The organism is Pseudomonas sp. B21-036 (assembly GCF_024748925.1).
Lineage (GTDB): Bacteria > Pseudomonadota > Gammaproteobacteria > Pseudomonadales > Pseudomonadaceae > Aquipseudomonas > Aquipseudomonas palmensis.
Genome location: NZ_CP087178.1, coordinates 5,147,188 through 5,168,456 on the forward strand (window position 1 = coordinate 5,147,188; position 21,269 = coordinate 5,168,456).

18 protein-coding genes are annotated in these 21,269 nt (G+C 62.2%); 15 read left to right on the top strand and 3 right to left on the bottom strand.

Features of this window, described 5'->3' with window-relative positions:
- Positions 1-9 precede the first annotated feature (9 nt).
- The 11 genes from LOY33_RS23540 (at position 10) to LOY33_RS23590 (ending at position 14,024) form a co-directional block, all read left to right on the top strand.
- Positions 10-2,790: an LPS-assembly protein LptD gene (locus LOY33_RS23540; protein ID WP_258660239.1), complete on the top strand. Its 2,781-nt coding sequence runs from the start codon at positions 10-12 to the stop codon at positions 2,788-2,790.
- Positions 2,771-4,087 (top strand): peptidylprolyl isomerase, encoded by a 1,317-nt coding sequence (locus LOY33_RS23545; protein ID WP_043863757.1) that lies wholly within the window; start codon positions 2,771-2,773, stop codon positions 4,085-4,087. The genes LOY33_RS23540 and LOY33_RS23545 overlap by 20 nt, the downstream gene beginning before the upstream one ends.
- Positions 4,084-5,073, top strand: coding sequence for a 4-hydroxythreonine-4-phosphate dehydrogenase PdxA (gene pdxA, locus LOY33_RS23550; protein WP_054915959.1), 990 nt, complete (start codon positions 4,084-4,086; stop codon positions 5,071-5,073). Before LOY33_RS23545 ends, pdxA begins: the two co-directional genes overlap by 4 nt.
- Positions 5,070-5,870 carry a 16S rRNA (adenine(1518)-N(6)/adenine(1519)-N(6))-dimethyltransferase RsmA gene (rsmA, locus tag LOY33_RS23555; protein ID WP_043863755.1) on the top strand — a complete coding sequence of 267 codons (801 nt, stop codon included), beginning with the start codon at positions 5,070-5,072 and terminating at the stop codon, positions 5,868-5,870. The genes pdxA and rsmA overlap by 4 nt, the downstream gene beginning before the upstream one ends.
- 105 nt (positions 5,871-5,975) lie before the next feature.
- Entirely contained in the window at positions 5,976-6,356 is a 381-nt protein-coding gene (gene apaG / locus LOY33_RS23560; RefSeq protein ID WP_043863754.1) for a Co2+/Mg2+ efflux protein ApaG, read from the top strand.
- Positions 6,356-7,231, top strand: a complete 876-nt coding sequence (locus LOY33_RS23565; RefSeq protein ID WP_054915960.1) for a symmetrical bis(5'-nucleosyl)-tetraphosphatase — start codon at positions 6,356-6,358, stop codon at positions 7,229-7,231. Before apaG ends, LOY33_RS23565 begins: the two co-directional genes overlap by 1 nt.
- 11 nt (positions 7,232-7,242) lie before the next feature.
- The gene (gene glpE, locus LOY33_RS23570; RefSeq protein ID WP_043863752.1) at positions 7,243-7,572 is read left to right on the top strand and encodes a thiosulfate sulfurtransferase GlpE; all 330 of its coding nucleotides are present in this window, start codon (positions 7,243-7,245) and stop codon (positions 7,570-7,572) included.
- A gap of 281 nt (positions 7,573-7,853) precedes the next feature.
- The gene (locus tag LOY33_RS23575) at positions 7,854-9,776 is read left to right on the top strand and encodes a PrkA family serine protein kinase (RefSeq protein WP_043863751.1); all 1,923 of its coding nucleotides are present in this window, start codon (positions 7,854-7,856) and stop codon (positions 9,774-9,776) included.
- A gap of 123 nt (positions 9,777-9,899) precedes the next feature.
- Positions 9,900-11,171 carry a YeaH/YhbH family protein gene (locus LOY33_RS23580; RefSeq protein ID WP_043863750.1) on the top strand — a complete coding sequence of 424 codons (1,272 nt, stop codon included), beginning with the start codon at positions 9,900-9,902 and terminating at the stop codon, positions 11,169-11,171.
- Positions 11,168-12,730, top strand: coding sequence for a SpoVR family protein (locus tag LOY33_RS23585; protein ID WP_043863749.1), 1,563 nt, complete (start codon positions 11,168-11,170; stop codon positions 12,728-12,730). The genes LOY33_RS23580 and LOY33_RS23585 overlap by 4 nt, the downstream gene beginning before the upstream one ends.
- 64 nt (positions 12,731-12,794) lie before the next feature.
- The gene (locus LOY33_RS23590; protein WP_258660240.1) at positions 12,795-14,024 is read left to right on the top strand and encodes a multifunctional CCA addition/repair protein; all 1,230 of its coding nucleotides are present in this window, start codon (positions 12,795-12,797) and stop codon (positions 14,022-14,024) included.
- Positions 14,025-14,072: 48 nt separating this feature from the next.
- On the opposite strand, the gene folK is transcribed toward LOY33_RS23590, so the two are convergent.
- Both folK and folB read right to left on the bottom strand, forming a co-directional pair.
- Entirely contained in the window at positions 14,073-14,582 is a 510-nt protein-coding gene (folK, locus tag LOY33_RS23595) for a 2-amino-4-hydroxy-6-hydroxymethyldihydropteridine diphosphokinase (protein ID WP_043863747.1), read from the bottom strand.
- Positions 14,573-14,926, bottom strand: coding sequence for a dihydroneopterin aldolase (gene folB, locus LOY33_RS23600; protein WP_258660241.1), 354 nt, complete (start codon positions 14,924-14,926; stop codon positions 14,573-14,575). The genes folK and folB overlap by 10 nt, the downstream gene beginning before the upstream one ends.
- A 74-nt stretch (positions 14,927-15,000) precedes the next feature.
- Between folB and plsY the strand changes: the two genes are divergently transcribed.
- Positions 15,001-15,570 (top strand): glycerol-3-phosphate 1-O-acyltransferase PlsY, encoded by a 570-nt coding sequence (plsY, locus tag LOY33_RS23605; RefSeq protein ID WP_043863745.1) that lies wholly within the window; start codon positions 15,001-15,003, stop codon positions 15,568-15,570.
- Positions 15,571-15,596: 26 nt separating this feature from the next.
- Here plsY and tsaD read toward each other — a convergent pair whose 3' ends face one another.
- Positions 15,597-16,622, bottom strand: coding sequence for a tRNA (adenosine(37)-N6)-threonylcarbamoyltransferase complex transferase subunit TsaD (gene tsaD, locus LOY33_RS23610; RefSeq protein ID WP_054915962.1), 1,026 nt, complete (start codon positions 16,620-16,622; stop codon positions 15,597-15,599).
- 202 nt (positions 16,623-16,824) lie between these two features.
- Here tsaD and rpsU point away from each other — a divergent pair, with 202 nt between their 5' ends.
- From rpsU to rpoD, 3 genes are all read left to right on the top strand, one after another.
- Positions 16,825-17,040, top strand: a complete 216-nt coding sequence (rpsU, locus tag LOY33_RS23615; protein WP_002551877.1) for a 30S ribosomal protein S21 — start codon at positions 16,825-16,827, stop codon at positions 17,038-17,040.
- Positions 17,041-17,361: 321 nt separating this feature from the next.
- Entirely contained in the window at positions 17,362-19,341 is a 1,980-nt protein-coding gene (gene dnaG / locus LOY33_RS23620; RefSeq protein ID WP_043863743.1) for a DNA primase, read from the top strand.
- 67 nt (positions 19,342-19,408) lie between these two features.
- Positions 19,409-21,262: an RNA polymerase sigma factor RpoD gene (gene rpoD, locus LOY33_RS23625; protein ID WP_043863742.1), complete on the top strand. Its 1,854-nt coding sequence runs from the start codon at positions 19,409-19,411 to the stop codon at positions 21,260-21,262.
- Positions 21,263-21,269 lie beyond the last annotated feature (7 nt).

Here is a 21,269-nt window from a genome sequence, read left to right on the forward strand (position 1 = left end):
ACTAATAAGATGGCATTGAAATCCCCCGCGTTTCGTAAAAAATTCCCGTTGCTCGTCACCGGCGGTCTGCTGGCGATGCAACCCCTGGCCACGTCGTACGTGGTGGCTGCCGAGCAGTTCGACTGCCAAGTTTCCGCTGCCGGAGGTTGGGACTGCAAGCCCAAGACCAGCACCGCGAACCTGCCACCACGCCCTGTGCATGACGGTGCGGCGGTCAGCTCGACCGGCGAAACGCCTGCCCAGAGCGCCGACGGCAGTGCCGAAGCGGCGGGCAAGGGCCCAGCACTCGTCACCGAAACCAAGGGGCGCGGCCTGAAGGCACGCAGCGCCGACTACAGCCATCTGGACTGGGTACCACGCGATCAGCTGACCCCTGCCCAGCTCGCCGAAGCCGGCCCGTATTGCTCCGGTGCCTACATCGAGCCAACCCGTCCGGGCATGGATGACACCACGCCCAAGGACGAGGCGCCGACCTTCATCGGTGCCAAGGTATCGCGCTACCAGCAGGAGCAGCAGATCGCCACCCTCGCCGGTGACGTGGTGATGCGCCAGGGCAGCATGCAGGTCGAGGCCGACGAGGCCAATCTGTATCAGGCCGAGAACCGTGGCGAACTGAGCGGCAACGTGAAGATCCGCGACAATGGTTCGCTGGTGGTTGGCGATCACGCCGACATCCAGCTCGACACCGGTGAAGCCAAGGTCGACAACGCCGAGTACGTGATGCACAAGTCGCGTATCCGCGGTAACGCGCTGTACGCCAAGCGTGCCGAAAACGCGATCATTCGCCTCAAGGACGGTACCTACACCACCTGCGAGCCGAACAGCAACGCCTGGCAGCTCAAGGGCAACAACATCACACTGAACCCGGCCACCGGCTTCGGTACCGCGACCAACGTCACCCTGCGGGTCAAGGATGTACCGGTGTTCTACACCCCGTACATCTACTTCCCGATCGATGACCGTCGCCAGTCCGGCTTCCTGCCGCCATCGTTCAGTACCAGCAGCGACACCGGCTTCATGCTGGTCACGCCGTACTACTTCAACCTGGCACCGAACTACGACGCCACCTTGTATCCACGCTACATGGCCAAGCGCGGCCTGTTGATGGAAGGCGAGTTCCGCTACCTGACCAAGTCCAGCGAAGGGCAGTTCGGTGGTGCGTGGCTGAATGACGAGGAGGACGAGCGCAAGCGCCAGTCCGACTACAAAGAAAAGCGCTGGATGATCAACTGGCAGCACAAGGGTGGCCTGGACGAGCGCCTGATGACCGAGGTCGATTACACCAACATCAGCGATCCCTACTACTTCCAGGACCTGGAAACGGATCAGCTCGGCGTAGAAAGTACCGACTATATCAACCAGCAGGGTGCGTTGACATATCGGGGAGACAGTTATACTGCGCGGCTGAATATGCAGGACTACAAACTGGCGACTATCAGCCAGATCACTCCGTATGGCCGTCTGCCCCAGGTTACTTTTGGCGGCAGGCTACCCTACCATCCCGGGGGCTTGGACTTTGCCTACAGTACCGAGTTCGTACGTTTCGATCGCGACTTGCGCGAGGGTAACTTCGTAGACAAGGACGACCGCTCCACGCCGTGGTATGACACTCGAGTATCCGGTCTGGCGCGTGCCAACGGTGACCGGATCAATCTCGCTCCCAACATGAGCTTGCCGCTGAACGCCTCTTATGGCTACGTCAGACCTTCGCTGACATATGTCTACACCAATTACCAGCTGGATCTGGACCAACGCGGCAAACAGACACTCGCAGCAGATGAACAATTCAATAGTTCGCAAGACCGAAGCGTGCCCATTTTCAGCGTCGACAGCGGTCTGTACTTCGACCGCGACACGCAGTGGTTCGGCAAGGACTACCGCCAGACACTGGAACCGCGCCTGTTCTATCTGTACGTCCCATACAAGGACCAGACGGACATTCCGGTTTTCGATACCGGCGAATCGACTTTCAGCTATGCATCATTGTTCCGCGAAAACCGCTTCAGTGGGACAGACCGTATCGGCGACGAAAACAAGCTGTCGTTGGGTTTGACAAACCGCTGGATCGAAGACAACGGTTTCGAACGTCAACGTTTGAGCGTTGGCCAAGCGCTGTACTTCAAGGATCGCAAGGTTCAGCTGCCGCGTATCGATTACCGCACACGCAACGACTCGCAATCCGACGTCTCGCCCTACGCGCTGGAATACCAGTTCCGCTTCAACCGCGACTGGCGCGTGAATTCCGACTTCAACTGGGACCCGGATACCCGCAGTACGCGTTCCGGCAGCGCCATGTTCCACTACCAACCGGAAGACAACGTCAACAAGATCGTCAACCTGGGTTATCGCTATCGCAACGACGGGGTTCGCTACGATCAAAGCACCGGTCGCTGGCAGGTGGGTGGTGGCGACTACGGCACCCCGGGACAACCTGGCTATGTGAAGGACTACTACAAGATCCAGCAACATGACTTCTCCGTCATGTGGCCAATCGTTCCGCAGTGGACTGCAATCGCCCGCTGGCAGCACGACTACAACCGCAACCGCACCCTGGAAGCCATGGGCGGTTTCGAGTACGACAACTGCTGCTGGAAGCTGCGTCTGATCAACCGCTACTGGATCGATTACGACGAATACAGCCAGGACGCACCCTCCAACGAAAAAGGCGACCATGGGATCTTCCTGCAGATCGTGCTGAAAGGCCTCGGTGGTGTAGTAGGTAAAAAGGTCGAAACTTTCCTCGATCAAGGCATTCAAGGTTACCGTGCACGTGAAGACCAAGCTTATTGATTGTCTGCGCCCGCTGATGCTGGGCGCTGTACTACTGAGCAGCACCGCGCACGCCGCGGTGCAGACCCTGGACAAGGTGGTGGCCATCGTCGACAACGACGTGGTCATGCAAAGCCAGCTGGACCAGCGCGTGCGCGAGGTCGAACAGACCATCGCCAAGCGCGGCGGCGCCACACCTCCGCCCGGCGTGCTCGACCAGCAGGTGCTGGAGCGCCTGATCGTGGAAAACCTGCAACTGCAGATTGGCGATCGTTCCGGCATCCGCATCACCGACGAAGAACTCAATCAGGCCATGGACACCATTGCCCAGCGCAACGGCATGAACATGAGCCAGTTCCGTGCGGCCCTGGCCCATGACGGCCTGTCGTTCGATGACGCCCGCGAGCAGGTCCGTCGCGAGATGATCATCAGCCGCGTGCGCCAGCGCCGGGTAGCCGAACGCATCCAGGTTTCGGAACAGGAAGTGAAGAACTTCCTCGCCTCGGACCTGGGCAAGATGCAGTTGTCCGAAGAGTTCCGCCTGGCCAACATCCTGATCCCGACCCCGGAAAGCGCCAACTCGGCGGCTATCCAGGCGGCTGGCCAGCAAGCGGCCGCGATCTACCAGCAGCTCAAGCAAGGCGCCGACTTCGCCCAGCTGGCGACTGCCCGTTCGGCCAGCGAGAACGCACTGGAAGGTGGCGAGATGGGCTGGCGCAAGGCCGCCCAGCTGCCACCTCCTTTCGATCGCCTGCTCAGCACCATGGCTGTGGGTGACGTCACCGAGCCTGTACGCACACCGGGTGGCTTCATCATCCTGAAGCTGCAGGAAAAGCGCGGCGGCCAGACACAGCTGCGCGACGAAGTGCATGTTCGCCACATCCTGATCAAGCCAAGCGAAGTGCGCAGCGAAGCCGCCACCCAGCAACTGGCGGAAAAGCTCTATGAACGCATCAGCGCCGGCGAAGATTTCGCCGAGCTGGCGAAGAGCTTCTCCGAAGATCCGGGTTCAGCGCTCAATGGCGGCGACCTCAACTGGGTCGATCCGAACGCACTGGTACCCGAGTTCCGCGAAGTCATGGCCAGCACCCCTCAGGGTCAGCTGTCCAAGCCGTTCCAGACCCAATACGGCTGGCACGTACTGGAAGTCCTGGGCCGTCGCTCCACCGACAGCACCGAACAGGCACGCGAGCAGCAAGCCATGAACGTGCTGCGCAACCGCAAGTACGACGAAGAGCTGCAAAGCTGGCTGCGTCAGATCCGCGACGAAGCCTATGTTGAAATCAAGCTTCCTGGCGCCGACCAGGCAGCCCAGTGAAACACCAGCGCTTCGCCCTGACACCCGGCGAGCCGGCCGGCATAGGACCTGACCTGTGCCTGCTGCTCGCCGAGCACGCCCAGCCCCACCCCCTGATCGCCATTACCAGTCGTGACCTGCTCGTCGAGCGGGCCGCGCAACTGGGCGTGGCCGTCACGCTGCTGCCTGTCAGCCCCGACGCCTTCCCGGATGCGCCTGCCCCTGCGGGCAGCCTGTACGTGTGGGACACGCCGCTGGCAAGCCGGGTAGTCGCCGGGCAGCTGGACAAACGCAACGCCGCCTTCGTACTGCAAACCCTGACCCGTGCGGGCCAGGGCTGCCTTGACGGGCACTTTGCCGGGATGATCACCGCGCCCGTGCACAAGGGCGTGATCAACGAAAGCGGCATTGCGTTTTCCGGGCATACCGAATTCCTCGCCGAGCTGACCCACACTGCGCAAGTGGTGATGATGCTTGCCACCCGCGGGCTGCGCGTGGCCCTGGTGACCACGCACCTGCCGCTGCGCGCAGTGGCCGACGCCATCACCGCCGAACGCCTGGAGCGGGTCACGCGGATCCTGCATGCCGACCTGCAGAGCAAGTTCGGCATCGCCCAGCCACGCATCCTGGTGTGCGGGCTCAACCCGCATGCGGGTGAAGGCGGCCACCTGGGCAGCGAAGAAATAGACATCATCGAACCGACATTGGCGCGCCTGCGCAGCGAAGGCATGGACCTGCGCGGCCCGTTGCCTGCCGACACCCTGTTTACCCCCAAATATCTGGAGCACTGCGACGCAGTGCTGGCGATGTACCACGACCAGGGCCTGCCGGTGCTCAAGTACAAGGGCTTCGGCGCCGCCTTGAACGTTACCCTGGGCCTGCCGATCATTCGCACATCGGTGGACCACGGCACTGCCCTGGACCTTGCCGGCACCGGCAGGATCGACACCGGCAGCCTGCAGGTAGCACTGGAAACCGCCTACCAGATGGCCGAGACCCATTTATGACCGAGCAATACCAACACAAGGCGCGCAAGCGCTTCGGCCAGAACTTTCTGCACGACGCCGGCGTCATCGACCGCATCCTGCGCTCGATCAGCGCCAAGGCAGGTGAGCGCCTGCTGGAAATCGGTCCGGGCCAGGGCGCCCTGACCCAGGGCCTGCTCAACAGCGGCGGCCAGCTGGATGTAGTGGAACTGGACAAGGACCTGGTACCGATCCTCAACCAGCAGTTCGCCGGCCGTGACAACTTCCGCCTGCACCAGGGCGATGCGCTCAAGTTCGACTTCACCAGCCTGGGCGCCGCCCCGCGCAGCCTGCGGGTGGTCGGCAACCTGCCGTACAACATCTCCACCCCACTGATCTTTCACCTGCTGGCCAACGCCGAGCTGATCCGCGACATGCACTTCATGCTGCAGAAGGAAGTGGTCGAGCGCCTGGCCGCCGGCCCGGGCGGTGGCGACTGGGGCCGCCTGTCGATCATGGTGCAGTACCACTGCCGCGTGGAACACCTGTTCAACGTCGGCCCGGGGGCGTTCAACCCACCGCCCAAGGTCGATTCGGCCATCGTGCGCCTGGTACCCCACACCACCCTGCCGCACCCGGCAAAGGATCATCGCCTGCTCGAGCGCATCGTGCGCGAAGCGTTCAACCAGCGCCGCAAGACACTGCGCAACACCTTGAAGGCCCTGCTCAGCAGCGACGAGATCGCCGCCGCCGGTGTCGATGGCAGCCTGCGCCCCGAGCAACTGGACCTGGCCGCCTTCGTGCGCCTGGCCGACAAGCTGGCCGAACAGCCGCAGTAACACCTGATAACGGCCGGTCATGCCCGCATGACTGGCCGGCAACCCCGCCGATAGCCTAGACTGATGCCATTGCCGTATTCGCGTCTGTTGCCAAGGCCCTCTTGAATGTCCGATCCCCGCTATCAGGTCGACGTCGACGTCGTCACCCGCTTCCTCAAAGAACATTCCGATCCCGAAAACGACCGCTTTGCCTTTGCCTATACCATTACCGTGCACAACAACGGTTCGGTGGCGGCCAAGCTGATGTCGCGTCACTGGCTCATCACCAATGGCGATGGCCAGGTGGAAGAGGTCAAGGGCGCCGGGGTGATCGGCCAGCAGCCTCTGATCGAGCCTGGCCAGAGCCACACCTACAGCAGTGGTGCCGTGCTAAGCACCCAGGTGGGCACCATGGAAGGCAGCTATCAGATGTTCGCCGAGGATGGCATCCGTTTCGAGGCCCCGATCAAGGCGTTCCGCCTGGCCGTACCCGGGTCGCTGCACTGATGGCGGTGTATGCCGTCGGCGATCTCCAGGGCTGCCTGCAACCGCTCAAATGCCTGCTCGAGCGGGTGAACTTCAACCCGTCGGTCGACCGCCTGTGGCTGGTCGGCGACCTGGTCAACCGCGGCCCCGAGTCGCTGGAAACCCTGCGCTATCTGTACGCCATGCGCGACTCGCTGGTGTGCGTGCTGGGCAACCACGACCTGCACCTGCTGGCCGCCTGGCACAACATCGAGCGCCTGAAGAAAAGCGACACCCTGCGCGAGATTCTCGACGCCCCGGATGCCGACGAACTGCTCGACTGGCTGCGCCGGCAAAAGCTGCTGCATTACGACGAGCAGCGCGGCGTGGCGATGGTGCATGCCGGCATTCCACCGCAGTGGACCCTGGGCAAGGCGCTGGAGCTGGCTGGCGAGGTCGAAGAAGTGCTACGCGATGACAATCGGCTCAAGCTCTATCTGGACGGCATGTACGGCAACGAGCCGAACAAGTGGAGCAAGAACCTGGGCGGGGTCGAACGCCTGCGGGTCATCACCAATTATTTCACCCGCATGCGCTTCTGCACCGCCGAGGGCAAACTGGACCTCAAGGGCAAGGAAGGCGCCGACACCGCCCCACCCGGCTACAAACCGTGGTTCGCCCACAAGGGCCGTCGCTCGCGGCACGTGAAGATCATCTTTGGACACTGGGCAGCCCTCGAGGGCCGCTGCACCGAGCCAGGCGTGTACGCACTGGATACCGGCTGCGTGTGGGGCGGTGCGATGACCCTGTTCAATGTCGATACCGGCCAGTACCACCGCTGCGAGTGCACCGAAGAAGGCACCGTACGCCCGCTGGCCAGCCCCGTGCAACCGGCTAGAATAGCCGATCAATCCTGAAGGACCCGCCCATGAGCGAATTCAAACGTATCCCTCCAGAGCAGGCTCAGGCGCTGCGTGCGCAAGGCGCCGTGGTGGTCGATATCCGCGACCAGCCCACCTTTGCCAACGGCCACATCACCGGCGCCCGCCACCTGGACAACCAGTCGGTCGCCGATTTCATCCGCGGCGCCGACCTCGACGCCCCCACCGTGGTGGTCTGCTACCACGGCAACTCCAGCCAGAGCGCGGCCGCGTATCTGGTCAGCCAGGGTTTTTCCGACGTCTACAGCCTCGACGGCGGCTTCGAGCTGTGGCGCGCCACCTTCCCGGCAGAAACCGCCCAGGGCTCTGCCGAATAATTTTTTTGTTGGCCTGCAGCCCGCGCCCTGCGCGGGCTCGCGCCAGACCAGACGAACGGTCGTGGCGAACTAATCGCCCAACCGCCCTTGACCTCGCCGATTACCAACTATCCTTAAGCCCAGGCCATCCAAAAAGGGGAGAGCCGGTACACCGGCGTGCGGGTCATCGGTAAGGTTCCAAGGGTGTTCTGGGGGGTATACAGCAGGCGGCAGTGCCGTCTGCATGCCAGCATCAACTGATCGATCCGACGTCGGCTCCACGTATCGAGCGAGGTGACGTCATGAGTATTTTTAGCCACTTCCAACAACGTTTCGAGTCCACCCGTCAGGAAGAGCTCTCGCTGCAGGAGTATCTTGAGCTCTGCAAGCAGGACCGTAGTGCCTATGCGTCGGCGGCCGAACGCCTGTTGATGGCTATTGGTGAGCCGGAACTGGTCGACACGTCGAACAATTCGCGGCTGTCGCGGATCTTCTCCAACAAGGTGATCCGGCGCTACCCCGCCTTCGAAGACTTCCATGGGATGGAAGAATGCATCGACCAGATCGTTTCCTACTTCCGCCATGCCGCACAGGGCCTGGAGGAAAAGAAACAGATCCTCTACCTGCTCGGCCCGGTGGGTGGCGGCAAGTCGTCCCTGGCTGAAAAACTCAAGCAACTGATGGAAAAGGTGCCCTTCTACGCCATCAAGGGCTCGCCGGTGTTCGAGTCCCCGCTGGGGCTGTTCAACGCCACCGAGGACGGCGCCATCCTCGAAGAGGACTTCGGCATCCCGCGCCGCTACCTGAACACCATCATGTCGCCCTGGGCGACCAAGCGCCTGGCCGAGTTCGGCGGCGACATCAGCCAGTTCAAGGTGGTCAAGCTCTACCCCTCGATCCTCAACCAGATCGCCGTGGCCAAGACCGAGCCGGGCGACGAGAACAACCAGGACATCTCGGCGCTGGTGGGCAAGGTCGATATCCGCAAGCTCGAGGAATTCCCGCAGAACGACGCCGACGCCTACAGCTATTCGGGCGCACTGTGCCGGGCCAACCAGGGCCTGATGGAATTCGTCGAGATGTTCAAGGCACCAATCAAGGTCCTGCACCCGCTGCTCACCGCCACCCAGGAGGGCAACTACAACAGCACCGAGGGCCTCGGCGCCATCCCCTACTCCGGGATTCTGCTGGCCCACTCCAACGAATCGGAATGGCACAGCTTTCGCAACAACAAGAACAACGAGGCGTTCATCGACCGGATCTACATCGTCAAGGTGCCGTACTGCCTGCGCGTGAGCGACGAGATCAAGATCTACGACAAGCTGCTGTTCAACAGCTCCCTGGCCAAGGCCCACTGCGCACCCGACACCCTGAAGATGCTGGCCCAGTTCACGGTGCTGTCGCGCCTCAAGGAGCCGGAGAACTCGAACATCTACTCCAAGATGCGCGTGTATGACGGCGAGAACCTCAAAGACACCGATCCGAAGGCCAAGTCGATCCAGGAGTACCGCGACTCGGCCGGTGTCGACGAAGGCATGAACGGTCTGTCGACCCGCTTCGCCTTCAAGATCCTGTCCAAGGTGTTCAACTTCGACCCCCATGAAATCGCGGCCAACCCGGTGCACCTGCTGTACGTGCTGGAGCAGCAGATCGAACAGGAACAGTTCCCGGCCGAGGTGCGCGAGCGCTACCTGCGCTACCTCAAGGAATACCTGGCACCGCGCTACATCGAGTTCATCGGCAAGGAAATCCAGACCGCCTACCTGGAGTCCTACAGCGAATACGGGCAGAACATCTTCGACCGTTATGTGCTGTACGCCGACTTCTGGATTCAGGACCAGGAGTACCGCGACCCCGAAACCGGCGAGATCCTCAACCGCATCGCCCTCAACGAGGAGCTGGAGAAGATCGAGAAACCGGCTGGCATCAGCAATCCGAAGGATTTCCGCAACGAGATCGTCAACTTCGTGCTGCGCGCCCGGGCCAACAACAACGGCAAGAACCCGACCTGGCTGAGCTACGAAAAACTGCGGGTGGTGATCGAGAAGAAAATGTTCTCCAACACCGAAGACCTGCTGCCGGTCATCAGCTTCAACGCCAAGGCGAGCAAGGAGGACCAGCAGAAGCACAACGACTTCGTTACGCGAATGGTCGAACGCGGCTACACGGACAAACAGGTCCGGCTGCTCTCGGAATGGTACCTGCGGGTCAGGAAATCGCAATAAGCGGCAAGCGTCAGGCTGTCAGCGGCAAGCCCGGAGTACGCGCCGGGCCTGCAGCGACAGCGCTGCCCATCTTGAAGTTAGAAGCTTGAAGCTTGCAGCTACTGCCTACTCCCGGAGGGGCCTATGAGCTATGTGATCGACCGACGCCTGAACGGCAAGAACAAGAGCACGGTCAACCGCCAGCGCTTTCTGCGGCGTTACCGTGACCACATCAAGAAGGCCGTCGAAGAGGCCGTGAGCCGTCGCTCCATCACCGACATGGAGCATGGCGAGCAGATCAGCATTCCTGGCCGGGATATCGACGAACCGGTACTGCACCATGGACGCGGCGGCAAGCAGACCGTCGTACACCCGGGCAACAAGGAGTTCACCGCCGGCGAGCATATCGCGCGTCCGCAGGGCGGCGGTGGAGGCGGCGGCAAGGGCAAGGCCGGCAATTCCGGCGAAGGCATGGACGAGTTCGTCTTCCAGATCACCCAGGAAGAATTCCTCGAGTTCATGTTCGAAGACCTCGAGCTGCCCAACCTGGTCAAGCGTCACCTGACCGGCACCGACACCTTCAAGACCGTGCGCGCGGGCATCAGCAATGAAGGCAACCCCTCGCGCATCAATATCATCCGCACCCTGCGCTCAGCCCATGCGCGGCGCATTGCGCTGTCGGGCAGCAGCCGCGCCAAACTGCGCGCCGCCCAGGAAGAACTTGCACGTCTGAAGCGCGAAGAGCCGGACAACTTCGGCGATATCCAGGAAATCGAAGGGGAAATAGAACGTCTGAGTGCACGTATCCACCGCGTACCCTTTCTCGACACCTTCGACCTCAAGTACAACCTGCTGGTCAAGCAGCCCAACCCCAGTTCCAAGGCCGTGATGTTCTGTCTGATGGACGTGTCCGGCTCCATGACCCAGGCCACGAAGGACATCGCCAAGCGCTTCTTCATCCTGCTGTACCTGTTCCTGAAGCGAAACTACGACAAGATCGAGGTGGTGTTCATCCGCCATCACACCAGCGCGCGCGAAGTGGATGAGGAAGAGTTCTTCTATTCCCGCGAGACGGGCGGCACCATCGTCTCCAGCGCCCTGAAACTGATGCAGGAAATCATGGCCGAGCGCTATCAGGCCAGCGAATGGAACATCTACGCGGCCCAGGCTTCGGACGGTGACAACTGGAACGACGACTCGCCCATCTGCCGCGAGATCCTCACCAAGCAGATCATGCCGTTCGTGCAGTACTACACTTATGTCGAGATCACCCCTCGCGAGCACCAGGCCTTGTGGTTCGAATACGAACGCATCGGCGAAGCCTTCGCCGATACCTTCGCCCAGCAGCAGCTGGTGTCGGCCGGCGATATCTACCCGGTCTTCCGTGAACTCTTCCAGCGCAGGTTAGCCACATGACCGCCAGAGAGCAGAAGCGCCAACCCCTTTCCACCGGGTCCGAGTGGACGTTCGAGCTGATCCAGGCATACGACCGCGAAATCAGTCGCCTGGCCGAGCGCTACGCCCTGGACACCTACCCCAACCAGATCGAGGTGATTACCGCCGAGCAGATGATGGACGCCTATGCGTCGGTCGGCATGCCGCTGGGCTATCACCACTGGTCCTACGGCAAGCATTTCCTGAGCACAGAAAAATCGTACAGCCGCGGCCAGATGGGCCTGGCCTACGAAATCGTGATCAACTCCGACCCCTGCATCGCCTACCTGATGGAGGAGAACACCATCTGCATGCAGGCGCTGGTGGTGGCGCACGCGTGCTACGGGCACAACAGCTTCTTCAAGGGCAACTACCTGTTCCGCACCTGGACCGACGCCAGCTCGATCATCGACTACCTGGTATTCGCCAAGCAGTACATCACCCAGTGCGAGGAGCGCCACGGCATCGACGCGGTGGAAGACCTGCTGGACTCCTGCCATGCCCTGATGAACTACGGCGTCGACCGCTACAAGCGGCCCTACCCGATCTCCGCCGAAGAAGAGCGTCGCCGCCAGAAGGACCGCGAAGAACACCTGCAAAAGCAGATCAACGACCTGTGGCGCACCATTCCCAAGGGCACCGACAAGTACAACGAGAAAGACAACGCGCGCTTCCCGGCCGAACCGCAGGAAAACATCTTGTACTTCATCGAGAAGCACGCCCCGCTGCTCGAACCCTGGCAACGCGAGATCGTGCGCATCGTGCGCAAGATCGCACAGTACTTCTACCCGCAACGCCAGACCCAGGTGATGAACGAAGGCTGGGCGACCTTCTGGCACTACACCCTGATGAACGACCTGTACGACGAAGGCCTCGTGACCGAGGGCTTCATGATGGAGTTTCTGCAGTCGCACACCAGCGTGGTGTTCCAGCCAGGCTTCGACAGCCCCTATTACAGCGGCATCAACCCCTATGCCCTGGGTTTTGCCATGTACCGCGACATCCGGCGCATGTGCGAGCACCCCACAGAGGAAGACCGCCGGTGGTTCCCCGAGATTGCCGGCAGCGACTGGCTGTCGACCATCAAGTTCGCCATGAGCAGCTTCAAGGACGAGAGCTTCATCCTGCAGTACCTGTCGCCCACGGTGATTCGCGACCTCAAGCTGTTCAGCATCCTGGACGACGACCAGAAGGACGACCTGCTGGTACCGGCCATCCACGACGAAGCAGGCTACCGCACCATCCGCGAGATCCTGGCCGCGCAATACAACCTGGGCAACCGCGAACCCAACGTGCAGATCTGGAGCATAGACCGGCGTGGTGACCGCTCGCTGACGCTGCGTCACCAGCAACATGACCGCAAACCGCTGGGCGACTCCACCGACGAGGTGCTCAAGCACCTGCACCGCCTGTGGGGCTTCGACATCCATCTGGAGACCCTGCAAGGCGACCAGGTGATGAAGACCCACCACGTCCCCCCAAAGGGCGAACACGGCGAAGGTGACTACGGACGGCTGGACCTGGCTGTCGTCCACCTGTAGCCGCCCGCGCCAACCTCCGTTGTGGCCAGACAGGGTATCCTGTGGCCTCAACGGAGGTTTTTTCATGCAGATCTATAAAGTCGGTGGTGCCGTGCGCGACCGCCTGCTGGGCAGACCGGTCACCGATATCGACTGGGTGGTGGTGGGTACGACGGTCGAGCAGATGCAGGCCCAGGGCTACCGTCCGGTGGGGGCCGACTTCCCCGTCTTCCTTCACCCTCACAGCGGTGAAGAATATGCACTGGCGCGTACGGAGCGCAAAAGCGGGCGCGGCTATGGCGGCTTCACCTTCCATGCCAGCCCCGAGGTCACACTGGAAGAAGACCTGGTGCGGCGCGACCTGACCATCAATGCAATGGCCGAGGACGAACAAGGCCGGATCACCGACCCGTACAAGGGCCAGCAGGATCTCCAAGACCGGATTTTACGCCACGTTTCCCCCGCGTTCGCCGAAGATCCCCTGCGTGTGCTGCGCGTAGCGCGTTTCGCTGCGCGTTATGCCGGGCTGGGTTTCCAGGTAGCCCCCGAAACTCTCTCACTGATGCGCGAGCTGAGCGAGTCGGGTGAACTGCAAGCCCTTACCGCCGAGCGCAGCTGGAAGGAAATCGCCCGCGCCCTGATGGAAGAACAACCCCAGGTGTTCATTCAGGTGCTGCGTGATTGCGGGGCACTGAAGCAGTTGATGCCCGAACTCGACGTGCTGTTCGGCGTTCCGCAACCTGCGGCGCATCATCCTGAAATCGACACCGGCGTGCATACCCTGTCGGTGCTGGAGCAGGCCGCCCGTCACAACCAGCCGCTGACGGTACGCTGGGCCTGCCTGCTGCATGACCTGGGCAAAGGCCTGACCCCCGAAGAGGAGTGGCCGCGGCATATCGCCCATGAGCACCGCGGGCTGAAGGCGATCAAGGCGGTCAACCAGCGCTTCAAGGTACCGCGCGACTGCCAGGAACTGGCCTTGCTGGTGGGCGAGTACCATACCCATGGCCACCGGGCCCTGGAGCTGAAGGCATCGACCTTGCTGGAGTTGCTGCAGCGCTTCGACGTGTACCGGCGCCCGCAACGCTTTGAAGAGTTCATCGCCGCGTGCGAGATGGACGCGCGCGGGCGACTGGGGTTGGAGGAGCGTGATTATCCACAGGCCGCCTACCTGAGTGGCGCAGCAGACGCCGCGCGGGCAGTGGCGGTGCGGCCACTGGTAGAGAAGGGCTTCACCGGCCAGGGCCTCGGCGAGGCGATCAAGCGCGAGCGGCTGAGTGCGCTCAAGGACTACAAGGAAAGCGCCAAACCCTGAATCGATAGGCCGGCAAGGGCGGCGATTCCTGATTGCCGCCCCTGACCGTCAGTCCAGCGGCAGCGCCTTGCCATTCCAGGTGAATGGCACCGGTTCGAGCACCTGGTCGATCTGCGCCTGCTGCCACAGCTGGGCCATGCTCTTGCCTGCTCCCGGGTGCACCAGTTCCGGCGCGATCAACGACAATGGCCACAAGACGAACGCATTCTTGAGAATTTCGGCCCTTGGTAGCACCAGGCCGTCGAAACTGCCGTGCAGGTCACCGTACATCAGCACGTCGATATCCAGCGGCAGCCCCTTGCGATCCGGGGCATAACGGCCGTTGTCGGCCTCGATGAACTTCAGGCGACGGTCCAGTTCAAGCAATGGCAGGTCGGTCAGGCCGGTGACCACCAGATTGAAAAACGGCCCGCTCTTGATGCCCACCGCCTGGCTTTCGAACACCGTCGAGCAGCGCATGTCCCTGAGCATCGCAGCCAGCGCATCGAGCCCGGCGCCGAGGTGCCGCTCGCGCTCGATGTTGCTGCCAAGGCCTAGGTATACCGGGGTCAGAGACATCCGCGCTCGATCTCCACGCCCACACCGCTTGCCGCCGCGATGGCGCCAGGCTTGGTCAGCTTCAGTTGCAGCCAGGGAATCTGGAACTCGTCCATCAGCACCTTGGCCAGGCGTTCGGCGAACGTCTCGACCAGCTCATAGCTGGCCTGTTCGGCAAATGCCTGGATACGTGCCGTGACGCTGGCATAGTCCAGGGCCAGGCTCAGGTCGTCGCCGGCCGCTGCCAGGCGATTGTCCCAGGCGAACCGCAGGTCCAGGCGCAGGCACTGGCGAATACCGCGTTCCCAGTCATAGGCGCCGATCACGGTGTCGACTTCCAGTCCTTCGATGAACACTCTGTCCAAGCACTTCTCTCCACAGCACGACAAGGGCGCCTTGCGCCGCTAGAATCAGGGCGTCCTCGCCCGGAATAGTTAGCATGTTTTGGTTACTGGCGTCGCTCGCCTACCTGCTCGGCTCGCTGTCCTTCGCCATCGTTCTCAGCCGCCTGAGCGGCAGCCCCGACCCGCGTGCCTGCGGCTCAGGCAATGCCGGCGCCACCAACATGCTGCGTCTGGCAGGCCGCAAGCTGGCGATCCTGACCCTGCTTGGCGACCTGTGCAAGGGCCTGTTGCCCGTGCTCATCGCCAGCCTGGTCGGCCTCAACGAGCAGCAGCAGGCCTGGATAGGCCTGTGCGCGGTGGTCGGCCACCTGTTTCCGCTGTACTTCCGCTTTCGCGGCGGCAAGGGCGTGGCCACTGCCGCCGGCGTGCTGCTGGGGCTCTACCCCCCGGCCGCCCTGCTGGCCATCAGCGCATGGCTGCTGACCTTCTACCTGACCCGCACCAGCTCGCTGGCCGCCTTGATCGCAACGCCCCTGGCCCTGCCCCTGCTGGCCTGGCGCGAGCCCGAGGCGCTGCTGCCGATGAGCGTGCTGACCGTGCTCATCGTATGGCGCCATCGCGGCAATCTACGCGACCTTTTTGCCGGGCGCGAACGGCATTTCTGAGGCGTTCACATGAGCGGCGCTCATGCTCACAGCCCCTGCAACTGCTCCATCGGCCAGCGTGCCTGCACGCTGATCGCCAGGGTTTCCCGCTGCCCGGCCGCCAGACGCTGGCACCCGGCATAGGCGATCATCGCGCCGTTGTCGGTGCAGAACTCGGGGCGCGCGTAGTACACATTGCCCTTGAGCCCGGCCAGCATCTCCTCCAGCGAGGCACGCAGGGCCTTGTTGGCACTCACCCCACCTGCGATCACCAGGCGCTTGAGCCCGGCCTGCTTGAGGGCGCGCTTGCACTTGATGGTCAAAGTCTCCACCACCGCCTGCTGGAACGCCAGAGCGATGTCGCAACGGGTCTGCTCGGTGTCGTCCCCGGTACGCTGGCACTGCTGCCAGGTGTTCAGGGCAAAGGTCTTCAGGCCGCTGAAGCTGAAATCCAGGCCCGGACGATCGGTCATCGGCCGCGGGAACACGAACCGACCCGGCACGCCCTGCAGCGCCAGGCGCGCGATCTCCGGGCCACCGGGATAGTTCAGGCCCATCATCTTGGCCGTCTTGTCAAACGCTTCGCCGGCCGCATCGTCGAGGGACTCGCCAAGCAGTTCGTACTGGCCGATGCCATCCACACGTACCAACTGCGTATGGCCGCCCGACACCAGCAAGGCGACGAACGGAAACTCCGGCGGTTGTGCCTCGAGCATCGGTGCCAGCAGGTGGCCCTCCATGTGATGCACGCCCAGGGCCGGGATGCCCCAGGCAAAGGCCAGCGCCTGGGCGCACGAAGCCCCCACCAGCAGCGCCCCGACCAGGCCAGGGCCTGCCGTGTAGGCGATGGCGTCGATCTCGGTGGCCACGCAGTCGGCCTCGGCCAGCACCTGGCGGATCAACGGCAGCATGCGCTTGACGTGATCACGCGAGGCCAGCTCCGGCACAACCCCGCCATACGCGCGGTGCAGGTCGATCTGACTGAACAGTGCATCGGCCAGCAGGCCGCGTTCGCTGTCGTATAATGCGACACCAGTTTCGTCGCAGGATGTTTCCAATCCCAGTACTAGCATGGGTTTGCGCCTTGTTGGGGCTGAATTCGAAGGCGCGCATGATAGTCCTCGCTCCCGGTGCCGACCAGCGGTTTTCGATCAGAGGCTTTGCATTCAGGCGAGCTAAGGGTTAACATCCGCAACCCTTAAAAACCGACGTTCTCCAGTGCACATATTTGCCACGAGTTCGTTGACCCCCGGTAATGAATGAAGGTAGCTCTGGATGCCAGCCGTCAAAGTTAAAGAGAACGAACCCTTCGACGTAGCTCTGCGTCGTTTCAAGCGCTCCTGCGAAAAAGCCGGTGTACTGGCTGAAGTTCGTAGCCGCGAATTTTACGAGAAGCCAACTTCCGAGCGTAAGCGCAAGGCAGCAGCCGCTGTCAAACGCCACGCCAAGAAAGTTCAGCGCGAACAGCGCCGCGCCGTTCGTCTGTACTGATACAGACGTTCGTCGCCAGCTTCTGCCATGCCCGGTGCAAGCCGGGCTGTCGGCAGTTGATGCTGTTTCCTCTGGCCTGGACCTTCGGGTCGAGCGCCTGAGATGCCCAAACTGCTATGCAGCAAGGGCAAGCCTGCCTTACACGTCAGACCTGGCCTTACCGCCAGCAGTGCACGTCACCCCTGACGAGCCTTCACCGGCTGCAGACGAGCACACCCCCTTTCCTTTTTTGTGTCACGTCATTCGAGCTTGCATCGAATGCGTCGCTGTTCCCGCAGCATTAGCGATTACACTTGATTGTCGCCTGATGACGAGAGTGCCATGGCCGGGCTGATTCCCCAGAGTTTTATTGACGACCTCCTCAACCGCACCGACATCGTCGACGTGGTGAGTTCGCGTGTAAACCTGAAAAAGTCCGGCAAGAATCACACGGCCTGCTGCCCGTTCCACAAGGAGAAGACCCCCTCCTTCAGCGTCAGCCCCGACAAGCAGTTCTACTACTGCTTCGGTTGCGGCGCCGGCGGCAATGCCCTGGGCTTCATCATGGACCACGACAACCTGGACTTCCCCCAGGCTGTCGAAGAGCTGGCCAAGGCCGCCGGCATGGAAGTGCCGCGCGAAGAGAGCAGCCGCGGGCAAAAGCCCCGCCAGCCCACCGATTCGCCGCTGTACCCGCTGCTCGAAGCCGCTGCCGAGTTCTATCGCCAGGCCCTGAAGAACCACCCGACACGCCGCTCGGCCGTCGAATACCTCAAGGGCCGCGGCCTGTCCGGCGAAATCGCTCGCGACTTCGGCCTGGGCTTCGCGCCGCCGGGCTGGGACAACCTGTTCAAGCACCTGAGCAGCGACGCCCTGCAGCAAAAGGCCATGGTCGACGCCGGCCTGCTGATCGAGAATGCCGAGACCGGCAAGCGCTATGACCGCTTCCGCGACCGCGTGATGTTCCCCATCCGCGACAGCCGTGGCCGGGTCATCGCCTTCGGCGGGCGGGTGCTGGGCGACGACAAGCCCAAGTACCTGAACTCCCCCGAAACCCCTGTGTTCCACAAGGGCCAGGAGCTCTACGGGCTGTACGAGGCACGCAAGTTCAACCGCAACCTCGACGAGATCATCGTGGTCGAGGGCTACATGGACGTCATCGCCCTGGCCCAGCAAGGTTTGCGCAATGCCGTGGCCACCCTTGGCACCGCCACCAGCGAAGACCACCTCAAGCGCCTGTTCCGCGTGGTACCCAGCGTGCTGTTCTGCTTCGACGGCGACCAGGCCGGCCGCAATGCCGCCTGGCGCGCCCTGGAAGCCACGCTGTCGAGCCTGCAGGACGGGCGCAAGGCGCGCTTTCTGTTCCTGCCCGAAGGCGAAGACCCGGACACCCTGGTGCGTGCCGAGGGCACCGACGCCTTCCGTGCGCGCATCAACCAGCATGCCCAGCCGCTGGCCGATTACTTCTTCCAGCAACTGACCGAAGAAGCCGACCCGCGGTCGCTCGAAGGCAAGGCGCACATGGTGACCCTGGCCGCGCCGTTGATCGACAAAGTGCCCGGTGCCAACCTCAAGGCCCTGATGCGCAACCGCCTGCGCGAAATAACCGGCCTGGACCTGCACCAGGTCGAACAGCTCGCCCACAGCGCCCCCAGCGAGGCGCCACCGGCGTACGACCCGGGCATCGACTACGATGCGATTCCCGACTACAGCCCGGATTACAGCGACTTCCACCAGCCCGAGCATTTCCAGCCGCAGCAGCAACAATGGACACCAAGCCAGGGCGGGCAGAAGAAGAAGTGGGAAGGCAAGCCCTGGGACAAGAAGGGCAAGCCGTGGGACAAGAACGGCAAACGCGACTTCCAGCCACCGCCGCGGGTGCCGACGTCGGTGGAACCGCCGACCTTGAGCGCCCTGCGCACCCTCATGCACCACCCACAACTGGCCAAGAAGGTCGAGGATGCCAGCCATTTCGCCGCTGAAGAGCATGTGTATGCCCAGTTGCTGGTGGCGTTGCTCGAAGCCTTGCAAAAGAATCCTGAGCTACGCTCCTTACAGCTGATCGCGCGTTGGCACGGCACCGAACAGGGCCGATTGTTGCGCGCATTGGCAGAAAAGGAATGGCTGATCGATGCCGACAACCTTGAACAACAGTTTTTCGACACCATAACTAGCTTGTCCGCTCGCCAACGCGAGCGCAGCCTGGAACATCTGCTCAGGAAAGCACGTCAAAGTGAGTTGAGCGCAGACGAGAAAAATCAGCTGCGTGACCTGTTAAGCCGGAATGTTCCCGCACAAACCCCGACCTCAACTGGCGCGTGAGGTCCTAGCTCGGGTATAATCCTCGGCTTGTTTTTTGCCCGCCAAGACCTTCAGTGGATAGGGTGTTATGTCCGGAAAAGCGCAACAGCAGTCTCGCATCAAAGAGTTGATCACCCGCGGTCGTGAGCAGGGCTACCTGACTTACGCGGAGGTCAACGACCACCTGCCAGAGGATATTTCAGATCCGGAGCAGGTGGAAGACATCATCCGCATGATCAACGACATGGGGATCAACGTATTCGAGAGTGCTCCGGATGCGGATGCCCTTTTGTTGGCCGAGGCCGATACCGACGAAGCCGCCGCCGAAGAAGCTGCCGCAGCGTTGGCGGCCGTGGAGACCGATATCGGTCGCACGACAGACCCGGTGCGCATGTACATGCGTGAAATGGGTACCGTCGAGCTTCTGACCCGCGAAGGCGAAATCGAAATCGCCAAGCGTATCGAAGAAGGTATCCGTGAAGTGATGGGCGCCATTGCGCACTTCCCGGGCACCGTCGACTACATCCTCGGCGAATACGACCGCGTCACCACCGAAGGTGGCCGTCTGTCCGACGTGCTCAGTGGCTACATCGACCCGGATGACGGCATCGCGCCGCCGGCCGAAGTACCGCCGCCTGTCGATCCAAAAGCCCCGGCCAAGGCCGATGCGGACGACGACGAGGAAGAAGAGAAGGAAGGCGCCAGCGATGAAGAGGACGAGGTCGAAAGCGGCCCCGATCCGGTCGTCGCCCAGCAGCGTTTCGGCGCTGTCGCCGACCAGCTGGAAGCAACCGCCAAGGTCCTGAAGAAGCACGGTCGCCACAGCAAGCAAGGCATTGCCGAGCTGCTGCAACTGGCCGAGCTGTTCATGCCGATCAAGCTGGTGCCCAAGCAGTTCGAAGTACTGGTGGAGCGCGTGCGCAGCGCCCTGGAGCGCCTGCGCGCCCAGGAACGCGCCATCATGCAACTGTGTGTGCGTGATGCCCGCATGCCACGTGCCGACTTCCTGCGTCTGTTCCCGAGCAACGAAGTGGACACCACCTGGAGCGGCGATCTGTCCAAGCGCAGCGCCAAGTGGGCCGAAGCACTGGGCCGCCTGGACGCCGATATCGTGCGTTGCCAGCAAAAGCTGATCGACCTGCAGGAAGAGACCGGCCTGACGATCGCCGAGATCAAGGACATCAACCGTCGCATGTCGATCGGTGAGGCCAAGGCCCGCCGCGCGAAGAAAGAGATGGTCGAAGCCAACTTGCGTCTGGTGATCTCCATCGCCAAGAAGTACACCAACCGTGGCCTGCAATTCCTCGACCTGATCCAGGAAGGCAACATCGGCTTGATGAAAGCGGTGGACAAGTTCGAATACCGTCGTGGCTACAAGTTCTCGACCTATGCCACCTGGTGGATCCGTCAGGCGATCACTCGCTCGATCGCCGACCAGGCCCGCACCATCCGTATTCCGGTGCACATGATCGAGACGATCAACAAGCTCAACCGCATTTCCCGGCAGATGCTGCAGGAAATGGGTCGTGAACCGACCCCGGAAGAGCTGGGTGAGCGCATGGAGATGCCTGAGGACAAGATCCGCAAGGTACTGAAGATCGCCAAAGAGCCGATCTCCATGGAAACCCCGATCGGTGACGACGAAGATTCGCACCTGGGTGACTTCATCGAGGACTCGACCATGCAGTCGCCAATCGATGTGGCCACGGTCGAAAGCCTGAAGGAAGCGACCCGGGACGTGCTCTCCGGCCTGACCGCACGTGAAGCCAAGGTGCTGCGCATGCGTTTCGGTATCGACATGAACACCGACCACACGCTCGAAGAGGTAGGCAAGCAGTTTGACGTGACCCGCGAGCGGATCCGTCAGATCGAGGCCAAGGCGTTGCGCAAGCTGCGCCACCCGACGCGAAGCGAGCATCTGCGCTCCTTCCTCGACGAGTAATGACGAA

What these genes read in the sequence shown, in the direction of transcription:
- apaG (WP_043863754.1), top strand. Translation starts at nt 5,976, where the DNA reads ATGTCCGATCCCCGCTATCAGGTCGACGTCGACGTCGTCACCCGCTTC.
- plsY (WP_043863745.1), top strand. Translation starts at nt 15,001, where the DNA reads ATGTTTTGGTTACTGGCGTCGCTCGCCTACCTGCTCGGCTCGCTGTCC.
- rpsU (WP_002551877.1), top strand. Translation starts at nt 16,825, where the DNA reads ATGCCAGCCGTCAAAGTTAAAGAGAACGAACCCTTCGACGTAGCTCTG.
- LOY33_RS23590 (WP_258660240.1), top strand. Translation starts at nt 12,795, where the DNA reads ATGCAGATCTATAAAGTCGGTGGTGCCGTGCGCGACCGCCTGCTGGGC.
- glpE (WP_043863752.1), top strand. Translation starts at nt 7,243, where the DNA reads ATGAGCGAATTCAAACGTATCCCTCCAGAGCAGGCTCAGGCGCTGCGT.
- rpoD (WP_043863742.1), top strand. Translation starts at nt 19,409, where the DNA reads ATGTCCGGAAAAGCGCAACAGCAGTCTCGCATCAAAGAGTTGATCACC.
- LOY33_RS23585 (WP_043863749.1), top strand. Translation starts at nt 11,168, where the DNA reads ATGACCGCCAGAGAGCAGAAGCGCCAACCCCTTTCCACCGGGTCCGAG.
- LOY33_RS23580 (WP_043863750.1), top strand. Translation starts at nt 9,900, where the DNA reads ATGAGCTATGTGATCGACCGACGCCTGAACGGCAAGAACAAGAGCACG.
- LOY33_RS23565 (WP_054915960.1), top strand. Translation starts at nt 6,356, where the DNA reads ATGGCGGTGTATGCCGTCGGCGATCTCCAGGGCTGCCTGCAACCGCTC.
- folK (WP_043863747.1), bottom strand. Translation starts at nt 14,582, where the DNA reads ATGTCTCTGACCCCGGTATACCTAGGCCTTGGCAGCAACATCGAGCGC.
- tsaD (WP_054915962.1), bottom strand. Translation starts at nt 16,622, where the DNA reads ATGCTAGTACTGGGATTGGAAACATCCTGCGACGAAACTGGTGTCGCA.
- LOY33_RS23575 (WP_043863751.1), top strand. Translation starts at nt 7,854, where the DNA reads ATGAGTATTTTTAGCCACTTCCAACAACGTTTCGAGTCCACCCGTCAG.
- rsmA (WP_043863755.1), top strand. Translation starts at nt 5,070, where the DNA reads ATGACCGAGCAATACCAACACAAGGCGCGCAAGCGCTTCGGCCAGAAC.
- LOY33_RS23540 (WP_258660239.1), top strand. Translation starts at nt 10, where the DNA reads ATGGCATTGAAATCCCCCGCGTTTCGTAAAAAATTCCCGTTGCTCGTC.
- dnaG (WP_043863743.1), top strand. Translation starts at nt 17,362, where the DNA reads ATGGCCGGGCTGATTCCCCAGAGTTTTATTGACGACCTCCTCAACCGC.